Source organism: Metapseudomonas cellulosilytica (assembly GCF_049334135.1).
GTDB lineage: Bacteria > Pseudomonadota > Gammaproteobacteria > Pseudomonadales > Pseudomonadaceae > Metapseudomonas.
On record NZ_JBHZGN010000024.1, the window covers coordinates 32780 to 48390 of the forward strand.

The window sequence follows — 15611 nt, forward strand, 5'->3', positions numbered from 1 at the left end:
GCTTTCGGAAGCACCGCTTCCGGTGCCGATGAACGCCTGAGCGCGAAGCGATCGGGCTGGGGCGCAGGGCGGGGGCTGGGGGAGAGGGAGGTGTCAGGCGGGTGCGGAGGCCTGAAAGGCCCGTACTAGACGCTTCTAGGGGCCTGCCTACTCCTCCAGCCACTCTTTGGGCACATCCAGCTTGAGCATGAGCTGGCACTGCTGGCTGTCGGGGTCGTAGACGATCACCGCCTCGCCTTTCCTGAGCGCCTTGCGCACCCGTTCGACGCGGGTTTCCAGGGGCGTGTCGTCGCCGTTGTCGGTACCTTCGCGGGTGACGAAGTCTTCGATCAGGCGGGTCAGGGTGTCGGTTTCGAGCAGCTCAAAGGGAATCAACATGAAGGGGGTCTCCGGCAGCGGCGAGATGCTACAGCCGCCGCCGCACGCCGTCACCCGTCCACGCTCTGGCGCAGGATGAAGCGCTCCAGCGTGCTGAACAGCAGGGCGCTGTCCAGGGGTTTGCCGAGGAAATCGTCCATCCCGGCGGCGGCACCGGCCTGGCGGTGTTCTTCGAGTATGTGCGCGGTGAGGGCGACTATGGGGACCGCCGGCCAGTTGCGGGTGCGCTCGAGCCGGCGGATCTGCCGGGTGGCCTCGAAACCGTCCATTTCCGGCATCTCGCAGTCCATCAGGATCAATTGGATGCCATCCGGGTCGCGCTCGTACTCATCCACCGCTGCCACGCCATTGGACACGGTGCGCACCAGGTAGCCGCGCTTCTTGAGGAACCCCTGGACCACCATCTGGTTCACCGGGTTGTCCTCGGCCACCAGGATGCAGGGCGTGGCACTGACCCGGCGGCGTTCTTCCTGCTGCTGGGTGCGCTCCTCCAGGCGGCGCTCGCGGTAGAGCTCCTGCAGGGTTTCGCGCAGGTGGCCCAAGGTGAGCGGCTGGGCAATGGCGCGCAGGCGCAGGCCGGCCCCCGGTGGCAGCTGCTGGCAGTCTTCCGGCGGGCAGATCAGCATCACCCGCTGGCCGCGCTCCAGTCGTGGCCGCAGTTTTTTCAGCCAGTGCGCCGGCTCGCCGGGCCAGGGTGCCTGCAGCACCAGCAGCGGCGGTGCGGCGAAGTCGTCGAGCTGTTCGAGCAGCCGATCCGGGTCATGGCAACGCGCGCAGCGCATGCCCCAGCGCCCGAGCAGGCGGCTGAGCGCGTCGAGGCCTTGGGCGTCCTGGCAGGCCAGCAAGGCGGTGCGGCCGCCCAGCAGCTGGTTCAGATCGTCGGTCCTGGACTCACCCGGCTGCAGCGGTATGTCGAAACAAAAACGGGTGCCCTGGTTGAGGGTGCTCTGCACTTCGATGCGGCCGCCCATCATTTCCACCAGGTCCTTGCTGATGGCCAGCCCCAGGCCGCTGCCGCCGTAGCGGCGCGAGGTGCTGGAGTCGCCCTGGGCGAAGGAGTTGAACAGTTGGGTCAGGGCCTCGGGACGGATGCCGATGCCGCTGTCGCTGACGCTGAAGACCAGGTGCGCCGTGCCATCGGCGTTGCGGCGCAGGCCGAGGTTGAGGGTGACGTGTCCCACGGCGGTGAACTTGAGGGCATTGCCCAGGAGGTTCATCAGCACTTGCTTGAGCCGCGTCGGGTCGCCCTGGATGCGCCGGGGGACGCCGGCGTCCAGACTGAGGTGCAGGCCCAGGCGCTTGTCCATGGCCTGGGCGGTGAACAGGCCGAGGGTTTCGGAAACGAGGTCTTCCAGATCGAATTCGATGTTCTCCAGTTCCAGCTTGCCGGACTCGATGCGGGCGAAGTCGAGGATGTCGTTGATCACCGCCATGAGCGCCTTGCCGGAGCTGGATATGGTGTCGACGTAGAAGCGCTGGCTGCGGTCCAGCGGGGATTCCTTGAGCAATTGCAGCATGCCCAGCACGCCGTTGAGCGGGGTGCGGATCTCGTGGCTCATGGTGGCCAGGAAGCGGCTCTTGGCCTGGTTTTCGAAATCGGCCTGCTCGGCTGCCTGGCGTGAGCGGAAGCCTTCTTCCTTGAGGGTGTTGATGCGGTCGGCGAGGCCGATGGAGAGGGTGATCAGTTCGATGGTGACGCCGATCTTCACCACGGTGGCGCCGAACAGTCCCAGCACTTCCACCCCCAGCGAGCCGGTGGTGATCTGGATGAAGGCGAACAGCAGCACGCCCCAGGCCAGGATGTAGTAGGAGCCGTAGCGCAGGCCCTTGCGCCAGACGTAGAAGCCGGTGAGCAGGAGGAAGGCGGAAATCCCCGACACCGTCAGGCTGGCGAGGATGTTCCAGCCTTGCAGGCCGATCAGCGGGAAGGAGAGGAATGCCACCAGGGTGGCGACCATCAGCCAGCGCAGCAGCCGGTCCAGGCGCGGGAAGTGCAGGCCGGTGTGGAGGAAGTGCCGGCTGAACTGCACCGCAGCCAGGCAGTGCAGGTACATGAAAATGTAGATGGCGACCGACTGCAGGCCCACGTGTTCGGGCAACAGCTTGAACAGCATGCCGTCGAAGCAGGCGGCGAGCAGGCCGACGTTGAGGTTGTAGACCAGGTACCAGAGGTAGGCCGGTTCACGGAGCGACAGGTAGAGGAACAGGTTGTAGAAGAACATGGCGAACAGCACGCCATAGAAGGCGCCGTTGAACCCCATGAAGTTCTCCTGGGCGGCGGCGCTGGCGTCGTAGGTGCTGAACACCAACGGCACGAAGAGCGTGCTGGTGCTTTCGACGCGCAGGAACAGGGTGCTCTGACCGGGCTCGATGCTCAGGGGGAACCAGAAGTTGCGGACCTGCACCGGCCGCTGGGCGAAGGCGAAGTGGTCGCCGGTTTCCTGGGTCTGCACCCGGCCGTCGGGGGTGAGGTAATAGACGCGGATGTCGTCCAGCAGTGGATAGTTGGCTTCCAGATAGCCGCTCAGGGCGTGGGGCCGGCTGTTGTCCAGGCGCACCTTGAACCACCAGACCGAGCGGTTCTTGCCGAGGTTGGCGTGCTCGCCCTTCACCGGCTGGAAGGCCAGGTCGGGCAGCTTGTGCACCTGCCCCAGGTCGAACACGCCCTGGGGATCTTCCAGGTAGCCGACCCATTGGCCCAGTGAAAGGCGCAGTTGGTCACGGTCGAGTGGGGCCGCTTCCAGTGCGAAGGCGGGCCTGCAGAGCCAGAACAGCAGAAAGGCCAGACCGAGTGCTGCAGTTTTCACACAGCCTGAAAGGTGAAGCATGGGCGACCACCCGTATTGTTATTGCGTCCTTGGGTGGCACTTTGCTCTTACATCTCGGACGCTTCAAGCGTTGCCTTCACCCTTTCCTACAAGGCTTTCCACGGTCGGCACCCGCGTTTCGCTCTCCATCTGCGCGTCATGCTCCAGTTGGTGGCTGAAGGGTTCCAGGGACTGCTGGCTGGAAACCGCGTCGGTGGCGAATACCGGCGGGCTCATCAGGTAGGCGCCGAGCAGGCGGCTCAAGGCTTCCAGGCTGTCGATGTGGGTGCGCTCGTAGCCGTGGGTGCCGTCGCAACCAAAGGCCAGCAGGGCGGTGCGGATGTCATGGCCGGCGGTGACCGCCGACTGGGCGTCGCTGTGGTAATAGCGGAACAGGTCGCGGCGCAGGGGGATGGCATTCTCCGCGCCGAGGCGCAGCAGGTGCCGCGACAGGTGGTAGTCGTAGGGGCCGCCGGAATCCTGCAGGGCCACGCTGACGGCATGCTCGCTGGATTGCTGGCCGGGGGCTACGGGGGCGATGTCGATGCCGACGAATTCGCTCACGTCCCAGGGTAGCGCGGCGGCCGAACCGGAGCCGATCTCTTCGGTGATGGTGAACAGCGGATGGCAATCGATGGGCGGCACCAGGCTGGCTTCGGCCAGGCCCTTGAGCGCGGTCAGCAGGGCCGCCACGCCGGCCTTGTCGTCCAGATGGCGGGCGCTGATATGGCCGCTCTCGGTGAATTCGGGCAGGGGGTCGAAGGCGACGAAGTCGCCCACCGCCACCCCCAGGGTCTCGCAGTCGGCGCGCGTCGCGCAGTAGGCGTCCAGGCGCAGCTCCACGTGGTCCCAACTGACGGGCAGGCTGTCTACCTGGGTGTTGAAGGCGTGCCCCGAGGCCAGTAGCGGCAGCACGTTGCCGCGCAACACTCCGTCGTCGCAGAACAGGCTGACCCGGCTGCCTTCGGCGAAGCGGCTGGACCAGCAGCCCACCGGTGCCAGGGCCAGGCGGCCGTTGTCCTTGATCTCGCGGACGATGGCGCCGATGGTGTCCAGGTGCGCCGACACTGCGCGGTCCGGGCTGCTCTGGCGGCCCTTGACCGTGGCGCGGATGGTGCCGCGACGGGTGATTTCATAGGGAATACCGATCTCGTCCAGGCGCTCGGCGACGTAGCGCACGATGGTGTCGGTGAAGCCGGTGGGGCTGGGGATGGCGAGCATCTCCAGCAGCACTCGCTGGAGGTAGGCGAGGTCGGGTTCGGGGAGTCTCTGGCTCATGGCGTCTCCTTGGCGGGGGCCTTGGGACCTGGTGGGCTTCAGCCCACCGGCCGGAACGGTCAGGGCGTTCGCGTCAACGGGAACAGCAGGTCGATGAAGCGCTCCGCCGTGGGTTGCGGCTGGTGGTTGGCCAGGCCGACCCGTTCGTTGGCTTCGATCAGCACGTAGTCCGGCTGGTCGGCGCCGGACACCAGCAGGTCCAGGCCCACCACCGGTATTCCCAGCGTCCGCGCGGCGAGGATGGAGGCCTCGGCCAGGGCCGGGTGCAGGGTCCCGGTGACGTCTTCCAGGGTGCCGCCGGTGTGCAGGTTGGCGGTCCGCCGCACGGCCACCCGGGTACTGGCGGGCAGCACATCGTCATAGGCGTGGCCCGCCGCGCGCAGGGTGCGCTCGGTTTCGCCGTCCATGGGGATACGGCTTTCCCCCTGGGTGGCGGCCTGGCGTCGTCGGCTCTGGCGTTCGATCAGCTGGCGCAGGGTGCGCTGGCCATCGCCCACCACCTCGGCGGGACGGCGGATGGCGGCGGCCACTACCTCGTAGTTGATCAGCACCACCCGCAGGTCCAGGCCCTGGTGGCAGCTTTCCAGCAGTATGCGGCTGTCGAAATGCTCGGCATTGGCGATGGCGGTCTTCACTTCCTCCAGGCTGCGCAGGTCCACAGCCACGCCCTGGCCCTGTTCGCCATTCACCGGCTTGACCACCAGGCTGCCGTGCTCGGCGAGGAAGGCGGCATTGTCTTCGTCCGTGCCGGCCAGGCGCTGGGCCGGCTGGCGGATGCCCACCCGGGCCAGGGCGCGGTGGGTCAGGTGCTTGTCCTGGCAGAGGGTCATGCTCACTGCGCTGGTGAGGTCGGAGAGGGACTCCCGGCAGCGGATGCGCCGGCCGCCCTGGCTCAGGCTGAAGAGGCCGCCCTCGGCATCGTCCACCTGCACCTCGATGCCACGGCGCAGCGCCTCGTCGACGATGATGCGGGCATAGGGGTTGAGCTTTTCTTCCAGGCCGGGGCCGAGGAACAGGGTCTGGTTGATGCTGTTCTTGCGCTTCACCGTGAAGGTGGCCAGGTCGCGGAAGCCCAGCTTGGCGTAGAGCGCCTTGGCCTGGCGGTTGTCGTGCAGCACCGAGAGGTCGAGGTAGTTGAGCCCGCGCCCCATGAAGTGTTCCACCAGATGGCGTACCAGGGCCTCGCCGACGCCCGGGCGGCTGCACTGCGGGTCCACCGCCAGGCACCAGAGGCTGGAGCCACCCTCCGGATCGTCGAAGGCCTTGCGGTGGTTGAGGCCCATGACGGCGCCGATCACCTGGACATCGCGCTCGTCCTCGGCCAGCCAGTAGACCGGGCCGCCCAGGTGATACGGCGTGATGGCCTCCTGCTCCACCGGCAGCATGCCGCGGCAGCGGTAGAGCTGGTTGACCGCCTGCCAGTCGCTTTCGCTCAGGGCCCGGCGGATGCGGAAGCCGCGAAAGCCGCGGCGAGCCGGGCGGTAGTCGGGGAACCAGAGGCGCAGGGTATCGGACGGATCGAGGAACAGCTGTTGCGGTGCCTGGGCCAGCACCTGGTGGGGCGCCGCGACGTAGAGGGCGATATCGCGCTCGCCCGGCTGCTCCTCCAGCAGCTCGCGGGCGAGGCTCGCCGCATCGGGGAAGGTGTGGCCGAGGAGCAGGCGGCCCCAGCCGCAATGGAGGATCTGTGGCGCCTCGCGGGGTTCGAGATGACCCTCGGCCAGGCGCGCCTGCAGGCGTTGGTAGGAGGGCGCCTGGCCGCGCAGCAGGCGCTGGCTGTGCAGGGTATGGGTTTTCATCGATTCAGAGTCCCTGTTGATTGAGCCAGAGGTTGAGGGCGGCCATCTGCCAGAGCTTGGAGCCGTGTAGCGGGGTGATGTCCTCCGCCGGGCTCTGCAGCAGACGTTCGAGCATGGCCGGCTGGAACAGGCCGCGATTCTGGCTCGGGTCCAGCAGCAGTTCGCGCACCAAGTCGAGGGTCCGCCCGTCCAGATGCTTGAGGCCGGGAACCGGGAAGTAGCCCTTGGGGCGGTCGATCACCTGATTGGGAATGATTTGGCGGGCGGCGGCCTTGAGCACTGCCTTGCCGCCGTCTCCGAGCTTGAAGCGCGACGGAATGCGCGCCGACAGTTCGGCCACCCGGTAGTCGAGGAACGGCACCCGCGCCTCCAGGCCCCAGGCCATGGTCATGTTGTCCACCCGCTTCACCGGGTCGTCCACCAGCATCACCGTGCTGTCCAGGCGCAAGGCCTTGTCCACCGGGTCGAGGGCGCCGGGGCGCTCGAAGTGCCCGCGCACGAAGTCGCCGGCCAGGTCGCCGGCAAGCCAGGCCGGCTGCACCGTGGCCTGGTACTCGGTGTGGCTGCGGTCGAAGAAGGCCGCGCGGTAGCAATTGACCGGGTCGGAGGTGTCGGCCAATGGCGGGTACCAGTGATAGCCGCCGAACAGCTCGTCGGCGCCCTGGCCGCTCTGGACCACCTTGCAGTGCTTGGAAACCTCGCGGGACAGCAGATAGAAGGCGATGCAATCGTGGCTGACCATGGGCTCGCTCATGGCGGCGAAAGCGGCCGGAAGCTGTTCCAGCACCTCGTGCTCGTCGATGCGCAGCTGCTGGTGGCGGGTGCCGTAGTGGCGTGCGATCAGGTCGGAGTATTCGAACTCGTCGCCGCGCTCGCCGCCGGCATCCTGGAAGCCGATGGAGAAGGTGGCCAGTTGCTCGGCGCCGGTTTCCGCCAAGAGACCCACCAGCAGGCTGGAGTCCACGCCACCGGAGAGCAGCACGCCCACCTCGCGGGCGGCGCGCTGGCGGATCGTCACGGCCGCGCGCAGGTTGGCCAGGAGCAGGTCGCGCCAGTCTTCCAGGCCGAGTATCTGTTCGTCTTCGCGGGGCCCGTATTCCAGCTGCCACCAGTTGCCCTGGCTGCTGTTGCCGTCGGCGTCGATCTGTATCCAGCTGGCTGGCGGCAGCTTCTCCACACCCTTCACCAGGGTCCGCGGAGCCGGCACCACGGCGTGGAAGTTGAGGTAGAAGTTCAGCGCCTCCGGGTCCAGCGAGGTGTCCAGGTCGCCCCCCCGGAGCAGGGCCGGCAGGCTCGAGGCGAAGCGCAGGCGCTGATCTGTGCGTGATAGATACAGCGGCTTGATGCCGAGGCGGTCGCGGGCGAGGAACAGGCGCTGGCGGTCACGCTCCCAGATGGCCAGGGCGAACATGCCGTTGAGCTTGGGCAGCATGTCCTTGCCCCAGGCGTGCCAGGCCTTGATCAGCACTTCGGTGTCGCCGTCGGAATGGAAGCGGTAACCCAGTTCCAGCAGCTCCTTGCGCAGTTCCGGGTAGTTGTAGATGGCGCCGTTGAACACCATGGCCAGGCCCAGTTCGGGGTCCAGCATGGGCTGCCCGGAGGCTTCGGCGAGGTCCATGATCTTCAGCCGTCTGTGGCCCAGGGCGATCGGTCCCTGGCTGTGCAGGCCCCAGGCGTCCGGGCCGCGGGGGGCGAGGTGGTGAGTGATTCGGTCGAGGGCGGCCAGGTCGGCCGGTTGCTTGTCGAAACGCAGTTCTCCAGAAATGCCGCACATAAGTCCTTACCGGTGTTGCCGTTGGGGATTGGGTGCCTGGAAATAGCGCACCTAGGGGTCCGACCCCTGGGCGCTTCTGCGAGTTTTATATTGTTTGGGTATATGGCGGGGGTACAGAACTTGTTCACGATCTCGCGAGCTAGAGAAGAACAAGGCGGAAATGGCTGAGGACGCGGAGTTTACGAGCTGTAAATGAGCAAGTCCGAAGCCATTTCCAACGCAGTTATTCCGACGCGCAGCAGATCGTGGGCAAGTTCTCAGGCCAGCAGTTTCTGCGCTGCCAGGGACAGGCTCACCGCCACCAGCATCAGGGCGAACAGCCGCTGCAGGGTGGCACCGCGCAGGCGCAGGGCCAACTGGTTGCCGCAGAGCACCCCGATGGCGCCGCCGGCCGCCAGGCCGCCGAGCAGGGCCATGGGCGGTTGCGCGCCGGTGATATAGAGGAGGAAGCCGCCGCCCGAGACCAGGGCGATCACGGCCATGGAGGTGGCGGTCGCGGCCAGCATCGACAGCGGGGTGAACCAGAGCAATGCCGGCACGACGAGGAAGCCGCCGCCCACGCCCATTACCCCCGATAGCAGCCCCACGCCGGCGCCAATCGCCACCAGGGGCGCGCTGCGCAACGGGCCGGACTTGCCCTTGGGCAGGCCGGCGCCGCGCCACATGCGCCAGGCGGACCAGAGCACCAGCAAGCAGAAACCAAGGATCAATGCGGGTTCGGGTATGTAGCGCCCGACCCACTGGCCCACGGCATTGCCCGGCAGGCCGGCCAGGGCGAGCAACAGCACCGGGCGCCCGGCCACCAGGCCCTGGCGGGCGCGGGGAATGGCGCCGATGGCGGCGGACAGGGCCACGGCGCCGAGACTCACGCCAATGGCGTCGCGCAGGGGCAGGTGAAGGCTGAGCAGAAGGGGCAGGGCTACCAGCGAGCCGCCGGCGCCGGTCAGGCCCAGCAGCAGGCCGAGGATGGCGCCGATCGCCAGGGCTTCAATGAGCAGTAGTTCCATGGTCAGGTGTTCTGGCCGCGAATCAGGCGGCGCAAGGCAAAACGATTGGGGTGGCAGGCTTCGGCCACTATGCGGGGCACCGGCAGGGGTTCGCCATCCAGCCAGGCGGCCAGCAGTTCGCCCGACAGGGGCGCGGTGATCAGGCCGCGGGAACCGTGGGCGCTGTTCACATACAGGCCGTCGAGCCAGGGGGCCGGCACTTGCGGTACCTGGCGCGCGTCCCTGGCCAGCACGGCGTAGACCTCGGCGAAGGCCTCGGCATCCGTCAGGGGGCCGACGATGGGCAGGTAGTCCGGGGTGGTGCAGCGGAAGGCGGCGCGGCCTTCCAGCCGGGCCGGGTCCAGCTCGGCGGCGCGCAGGCGATGGCCGAGGTCGGGGGAGATTTCCTCCAGCAGTTGGAGGTTGCCGGCGTGCTCGGCGGCGGTGGGCGTGAGGTCCGTGCTGTGGAAGTCGAAACTGGCGCCCAGCGTGTGCTCGCCATCGCGCGGTGGTGCCACATAGCCCTCGGCGCAGAGCACGGTACCCAGGCTCGCACTCTCCGCGGTGGCCGGCAGGCTGCTTATCTGCCCGCGAATGCGCTTGAGCTGCAGCCCGGCGGCTTGGGGAAAGCGCAGCACCTCGGCGGCGCTGGCCAGGACGGCCACCGGTGCGGCGGCGAGGCGGGAGTCGCCGGCATAGGCACACCAGCGGTCGCCTTCACGGCGCAGTTCCAGGGCTTCGCTGTGGGGCAGCAGGCGGATATTCGGATGATCGGCCAGCAGGCGGCACAGCGCCGGCGGGTGGACCCAGCCAGCCTCGGGGTAGAACAGGCCGCCGGCGGGCAGGGCGACGCCCGCCAGGGCTTCGGCCCGGGCTTGGTCGAGGCAGTGCAGCAGGTCGGCGGGGAAGGCGTCGGCCAGCTTTTCCTGGCGCTGCGCTTCCTTGGCATCGAAGGCCAGTTGCAGGACGCCGCAGGCTTGCCAGTCGTGGCCCTGTTCCAACCGCTGCAGCAGCCGGCGGGTATGGCCGAAGCCACTGAGGATCAGCCGCGACAGCGGGGTGCCATGGGCCGAGAGCTTGAGGTAAAGCACCCCCTGGGGATTGCCCGAGGCTTCCCGCGCCGGCGCGTCGTGGCGTTCCAGCAGGGTGACCTGCCAGCCACGGGCGGCCAGGCTGGCGGCGCTGGCGCAACCGGCGAGGCCCGCGCCTATCACCAGCGCCGCGCGGCACTCGGGGACGAAGTGCGGGCGCGCGTACCAGGGCTTGCAATCGTCTCGGGCCTCACCTTCGAACGGCCCCCGGCTCATCTCCCACTTCTTGCCGAAGCCCGGGGTGCGCTTGACCGCGAAACCCACCTCTTTCAGGCCACGGCGCACGAAACCGGCTGCGGTGAAGGTGGCCAGGGTGGTACCGGGGGCGGACAGCCGCGCCAACTGGGCGAAGAGGGCGGGGCTCCACATCTCCGGGTTCTTTGCCGGGGCGAATCCGTCAAGGAACCAGGCGTCGACGCGCGCGTCCAGTTCCGGCAGGCAGTCCATGGCATCGCCCAGCAACAGGGTCAGCGCCACGCGGCCGGCGGCAAGGTTGATGCGCTGGAAGCCGGGGTGAACCGCCACGTACTGGTCGAGGAGTTGGGCGGTCAGAGGCGCCAGCTCCGGCCAGAGGGCCAGGGCGCGCTCCAGGTCGTCACGGGTCAGGGGGAATTTTTCCACGCTGACGAACTGCAGCCGGGCGTCGGCCGGTGCGTACTGTTCGAACAGTCGCCAGGCGCAGAGGAAGTTCAGCCCGGTGCCGAATCCGGTCTCGCCAATGCAGAAACGCCCGCCCGCCGGCAGTTCGGCGAAGCGCCGGGCGAGGTCATTGCCGGCGAGGAATACATGGTGGGTCTCGTCGATGCCCGAGGCAGGGGAGAAGTAGACGTCGTCGAACTCCCGCGACAACGGTTGGCCCTGCTCATCCCAGTCGAGCTGGGCGTGGTGAAAATCGGACATGGGGGTTCCCGTGACTGCGAAGCGCGAATAGTAGCCGATCGGGCGCCCGCATCGAACTGACCGGGAGATCAGGTGTAGGAGCGAGCTCTGCTCGCGAAGCGGTTCATCGAGATTTTCGCGAGCAGAGCTCGCTCCTACGGACAGGTGTCCGCTACCTTTTCCCCATTACGCCAAGGAGGTCCGCATGTTCGAATCCGCCGAGATCGGCCATTCCATCGACAAGGAAACCTATGAAAAGGCCGTGCTGGAGCTGCGCGAGGCCCTGCTGGACGCCCAGTTCGAGCTCAAGCAGCAGGCGCGCTTCCCGGTGCTCATCCTGATCAACGGTATTGAGGGCGCCGGCAAGGGCGAGACGGTCAAGCTGCTCAACGAATGGATGGACCCGCGCCTGATCAACGTGGAGAGTTTCCTGCGCTCGACCGACGAAGAACTGTCGCGGCCGCCGCAGTGGCGCTACTGGCGCAAGCTGCCGCCCAAGGGGCGAATCGGCATCTTCTTCGGCAACTGGTACAGCCAGATGCTCCACGCCCGGGTCGAGGGGGATATCAAGGACGCCCGCCTGGACCAGGCCATCAACGACGCCGAAGGCTTCGAGCGCATGCTCTGCGACGAAGGGGCGCTGGTCTTCAAGTTCTGGTTCCACCTGTCCAAGAAGCAGCTCAAGGAACGCCTCAAGGCCCTGGAGAAAGACCCCCAGCGCAGCTGGCAGCTCAACCCGCTGGACTGGAAGCAGAGCGAGGTCTACGACCGTTTCGTGCGCTTTGGCGAGCGGGTGCTGCGCCGCACCAGCCGTGACTACGCACCCTGGTACGTGATCGAGGGGTCCGACGAGCGCTACCGCAGCCTCAGCACTGGCCGGATCATCCTCGAAGGCTTGCAGGCCGCCCTCAAGCAGGAGGGCCGACCCAAACCGCAGCCCCACGCGGCGCCGCTGATGTCCAGCCTGGACAAGCTCAGCCTGCTGGACAGCCTCGACCTCGGCCGCAAGCTGGACAAGGACGACTACAAGGACCAACTGGCCACCGAACAGGCGCGCCTGAACGGCCTGATGCGCGACAAGCGCATGCGCGGCCACGCGCTGATGGCGGTGTTCGAAGGCAACGACGCCGCCGGCAAGGGCGGCGCCATCCGCCGCGTCACCGGGGCGCTGGACCCGCGCCAGTACCGCACCGTGCCGATCGCCGCACCCACCGAGGAAGAGCGCGCCCAACCCTACCTCTGGCGCTTCTGGCGACATGTGCCGGGACGCGGCCAGTTCACCATCTTCGACCGCTCCTGGTACGGCCGCGTGCTGGTGGAGCGGGTCGAGGGCTTCTGCTCCGAGGCCGACTGGCTTCGGGCCTATGGCGAGATCAATGACTTCGAGGAGCAGTTGCACAACTACGGCATCGTGCTGGTGAAGTTCTGGCTGTCCATCGACAAGGACACCCAGATGGAGCGCTTCAAGGAGCGCGAGGCGGTGTCCTTCAAGCGCTACAAGATCACCGAGGAAGACTGGCGCAACCGCGACAAGTGGGAGCTCTACGTGGACGCGGTGGACGACATGGTGGATCGCACCAGCACCGAAATCGCGCCCTGGACCCTGGTGGAAGCCAACGACAAGCGCTACGCGCGGGTCAAGGTACTGCGCACCATCAACGAAGCCCTGGAAAAGGCGTTCGCGAAAGACTGAGCAGGGGATAGCCGCGCATACGCGGGGTGAATGATCATGGTGGCTGAGCATGGGCCGCAATTATGCTCGGCCGACATTCACTCCAAACAGCAACGAGGTGCGTCATGCGTGAAGTGGTGATCGTCGACAGCGTGCGGACTGGCCTGGCCAAGTCCTTCCGCGGCAAGTTCAACATGACCCGGCCGGATGAGATGGCCGCCCACTGCGTGAACGCGCTGCTCTCGCGCAACGACCTCGACCCGGCGCTGGTGGACGATTGCGTGGTCGGCGCCGGCTCCAACGAAGGCGCCCAGGGCCACAACATCGGCCGCAACGTGGCGGTGCTTTCGGGCCTGGGCGTCGGCGTCGCCGGTATGACCCTCAACCGCTACTGTTCCTCGGGCCTGCAGGCCATCGCCATCGCCGCCAACCAGATCGCCTCGGGCTGCAGCGATGTGATGGTGGCCGGCGGCGTCGAGTCCATCACCCTGACCCTGAAGAGCATCAATCAGGACAACTTCGTCAACCCGCGGCTGAAGCTCGAACACCCCGGCATCTATTACCCGATGGGCCAGACCGCCGAGATCGTCGCCCGCCGCTACAACGTGACCCGCGAAGCCCAGGACCTCTACGCCCTGCAGAGCCAGCAGCGCACCGCCCGCGCCCAGGCTGCGGGCCTGTTCGCCGACGAGATCGTGCCGATGAGCGTGAAGTATTTCGTCGAAGACAAGGCCACTGGCGAAAAACAGGTGCTGGAGGGCGTGGTGGACGGCGACGACTGCAACCGCCCGGACACCACCCTGGAAGGCCTGAATTCGCTGAAGCCGGTATTCGCCGAGGACGGCTCGGTCACCGCCGGCAACTCCTCGCAACTGTCCGACGGCGCTTCCATGACCCTGCTGATGAGCCTGGACAAGGCCCTGGAACTGGGGCTCAAGCCCAAGGCGTTCTTCCGCGGCTTCACCGTGGCCGGTTGCGAGCCGGACGAGATGGGCATCGGTCCGGTGTTCTCGGTGCCCAAGCTGCTCAAGGCCAAGGGCCTCTCGATCGACGACATCGACCTGTGGGAGCTGAACGAAGCCTTCGCTTCCCAGTGCCTCTATGCTCGCGATCGCTTGGGGATCGACAACGAGAAGTACAACGTCAATGGGGGTTCCATCTCCATCGGCCACCCCTTCGGCATGACCGGCTCGCGCCAGGTCGGCCACCTGGTGCGCGAACTGCAGCGGCGCGGCAAGCGTTTCGGCATCGTCACCATGTGCGTCGGCGGCGGCATGGGCGCCACCGGACTGTTCGAGGCCTATCGCTGAGGCCTGGGGAGACCTGTGGGAGATTCCATGTCAATCGATGCGTAGGGTGGAAATCCCTTTGGGGATTTCCACCAACGGTGCCTTGCGTGGCATCGCTGGTGGATAAAAAAGCGCTATCCACCCTACACGGCTGTGGGGCCGAAAAGGAAAAACCCGCGTCTGGCGCGGGTTTATTCATTCAGGAGCGCTTATCGGCCCCGAAAGGCGAGTATGGCGTTGGATAGTTTCATGCGCCGGATGTACAGCGCGATTTCCCGCTCCGCATCCACGCGGGTGAAGTAGGGTCCCTCCAGGGTGCCCTCCCGTGTGGAGAAGAAGTACTGTCCGTTCACGGCGCTGACACGCTCACTGCGATAGTGGGTGCCTGCCGCCATGTCGGATGCACGTCTACCGAACATCGGACCACCTCCATAACCCATTGGCTATTTGAGTCTAATCAGCGCTGTCAGCCTTGCTCCGGGGCTCGACAAGCGGCTGCCGGATGCCGACGGCGGGACAGGTACAGTTTCACCGCTGACAGGCAGGAAACTGTTCCTGTGCCCCGGGAACGGGCGCTCCTAGAATGGCGTCTCTTGTCCTGCCCGCGGCGACGCTGTCGGGCGTGTCCGCAGAGGTTCCCATGCATATCTCCTCCGGCCGTTGGGTGTACGGCCTGTTCCTCGCCCTGGTCACGGCCGTGCTCTGGGGTGTTCTGCCCATCTGGCTGAAGGAAGTCCTGCAGACGATGGACCCGGTGACCGTCACCTGGTACCGGCTGGTTGTCGCGGGCTCGCTGCTGTTCCTCTACCTGGGCGCCAATCGCCGCCTGCCGGCCTTCCGTCCGTTGGGTGCCCGTGGCCGCTGGTTGGTGGTCCTGGCGGTGGGAGGGCTTACCGGCAATTACGTCTTCTACCTGATCGGCCTGAAGATGCTCAGCCCCGGCACCACTCAACTGGTGATCCAGGTGGCGCCCGTGCTTTTCCTGCTGAGCAGTCTGTTCATCTTCAAGGAGAGCTTCAGCCTCGGGCAGGCCTTCGGTCTGCTGGTGACGATCCTGGGCTTCGGACTGTTCTTCAACCAGCGTCTGGAAGAGTTGCTGACCTCCATGAGCCAATACACCCTGGGCGTCCTGGTGATCCTGCTGTCGGCTTTTGTCTGGACCTTCTACGGCCTGGCGCAGAAGCAGTTGCTGAGCCACTGGAGCTCGGCCCAGGTAATGATGGTGATCTACCTCGGTTGTGCCGCGCTGCTGACACCCTGGGCGCACCCCATGGAGTTGCTGTCCCTGAGTCCGCTGCAGGGCTGGCTGCTGCTGGCCTGCTGCCTGAATACCCTGGTGGCCTATGGCGCCTTCGCCGAGGCCCTGGCCCACTGGGAGGCGTCCCGGGTCAGCGCGACCCTGGCCGTTACGCCGCTGGTGACCTTCGCCAGCGTGGCGCTCTGCGCCGGTCTCTGGCCGGACCATGTGCAGCCCGAAGAGGTCAACTGGATCGCCTACGCCGGGGCCCTGTTCGTCGTGCTGGGCTCGGCGCTGACCGCCCTGGCGCCGTCGCTGTTGCGCAGTTGGCGGGCGCGACGAGCCGTCACGTCCCTGGCCAGCAGCGAGTGAGGGGAGGGCGGCGAGGCTTGCCGATCGTGATTGGCTGGTCTGTGTCGGG

General features: G+C 66.9%; 11 protein-coding genes. 3 read left to right on the plus strand and 8 right to left on the minus strand.

Going from position 1 to position 15611, the window contains the following annotated elements; all coding sequences use genetic code 11:
- Nucleotides 1-147: 147 nt before the first annotated feature.
- From ACFW0H_RS24140 to mnmC, 7 genes are all read right to left on the minus strand, one after another.
- On the minus strand, nt 148-378 hold the full coding sequence (locus ACFW0H_RS24140; protein WP_422916378.1) for a YheU family protein: 231 nt from the start codon (nt 376-378) through the stop codon (nt 148-150).
- A 50-nt stretch (nt 379-428) separates the two neighbouring features.
- Nucleotides 429-3206 (minus strand): hybrid sensor histidine kinase/response regulator, encoded by a 2778-nt coding sequence (locus ACFW0H_RS24145; RefSeq protein WP_422916379.1) that lies wholly within the window; start codon nt 3204-3206, stop codon nt 429-431.
- Between the two features lie 63 nt (nt 3207-3269).
- Complete coding sequence (locus ACFW0H_RS24150) at nt 3270-4463, minus strand: osmoprotectant NAGGN system M42 family peptidase (RefSeq protein ID WP_422916380.1); 1194 nt, start codon at nt 4461-4463, stop codon at nt 3270-3272.
- Nucleotides 4464-4522: 59 nt separating this feature from the next.
- Nucleotides 4523-6262: an N-acetylglutaminylglutamine synthetase gene (gene ngg / locus ACFW0H_RS24155; RefSeq protein WP_422916381.1), complete on the minus strand. Its 1740-nt coding sequence runs from the start codon at nt 6260-6262 to the stop codon at nt 4523-4525.
- A 4-nt stretch (nt 6263-6266) separates the two neighbouring features.
- A complete protein-coding gene (locus ACFW0H_RS24160; RefSeq protein WP_422916382.1) occupies nt 6267-8036 on the minus strand; it encodes an N-acetylglutaminylglutamine amidotransferase in 1770 nt (589 codons plus the stop codon).
- 257 nt (nt 8037-8293) lie between these two features.
- Nucleotides 8294-9043, minus strand: a complete 750-nt coding sequence (locus ACFW0H_RS24165) for a sulfite exporter TauE/SafE family protein (protein WP_422916383.1) — start codon at nt 9041-9043, stop codon at nt 8294-8296.
- Between the two features lie 2 nt (nt 9044-9045).
- On the minus strand, nt 9046-11013 hold the full coding sequence (mnmC, locus tag ACFW0H_RS24170; protein ID WP_422916384.1) for a bifunctional tRNA (5-methylaminomethyl-2-thiouridine)(34)-methyltransferase MnmD/FAD-dependent 5-carboxymethylaminomethyl-2-thiouridine(34) oxidoreductase MnmC: 1968 nt from the start codon (nt 11011-11013) through the stop codon (nt 9046-9048).
- 184 nt (nt 11014-11197) lie between these two features.
- On the opposite strand from mnmC, the gene pap reads away from it, so the two are divergent.
- Together pap and ACFW0H_RS24180 are read left to right on the plus strand one after the other, a co-directional pair.
- A complete protein-coding gene (pap, locus tag ACFW0H_RS24175) occupies nt 11198-12685 on the plus strand; it encodes a polyphosphate:AMP phosphotransferase (RefSeq protein WP_422916385.1) in 1488 nt (495 codons plus the stop codon).
- 104 nt (nt 12686-12789) lie between these two features.
- Nucleotides 12790-13974, plus strand: coding sequence for a thiolase family protein (locus ACFW0H_RS24180; RefSeq protein WP_422916386.1), 1185 nt, complete (start codon nt 12790-12792; stop codon nt 13972-13974).
- A 188-nt stretch (nt 13975-14162) separates the two neighbouring features.
- Here the strand turns inward: ACFW0H_RS24180 and ACFW0H_RS24185 are convergent, their stop codons facing one another.
- On the minus strand, nt 14163-14372 hold the full coding sequence (locus ACFW0H_RS24185) for a DUF6316 family protein (protein ID WP_422916387.1): 210 nt from the start codon (nt 14370-14372) through the stop codon (nt 14163-14165).
- Between the two features lie 221 nt (nt 14373-14593).
- On the opposite strand from ACFW0H_RS24185, the gene ACFW0H_RS24190 reads away from it, so the two are divergent.
- Entirely contained in the window at nt 14594-15562 is a 969-nt protein-coding gene (locus ACFW0H_RS24190) for a DMT family transporter (RefSeq protein WP_422916388.1), read from the plus strand.
- The last annotated feature ends 49 nt before the right edge of the window (nt 15563-15611 follow it).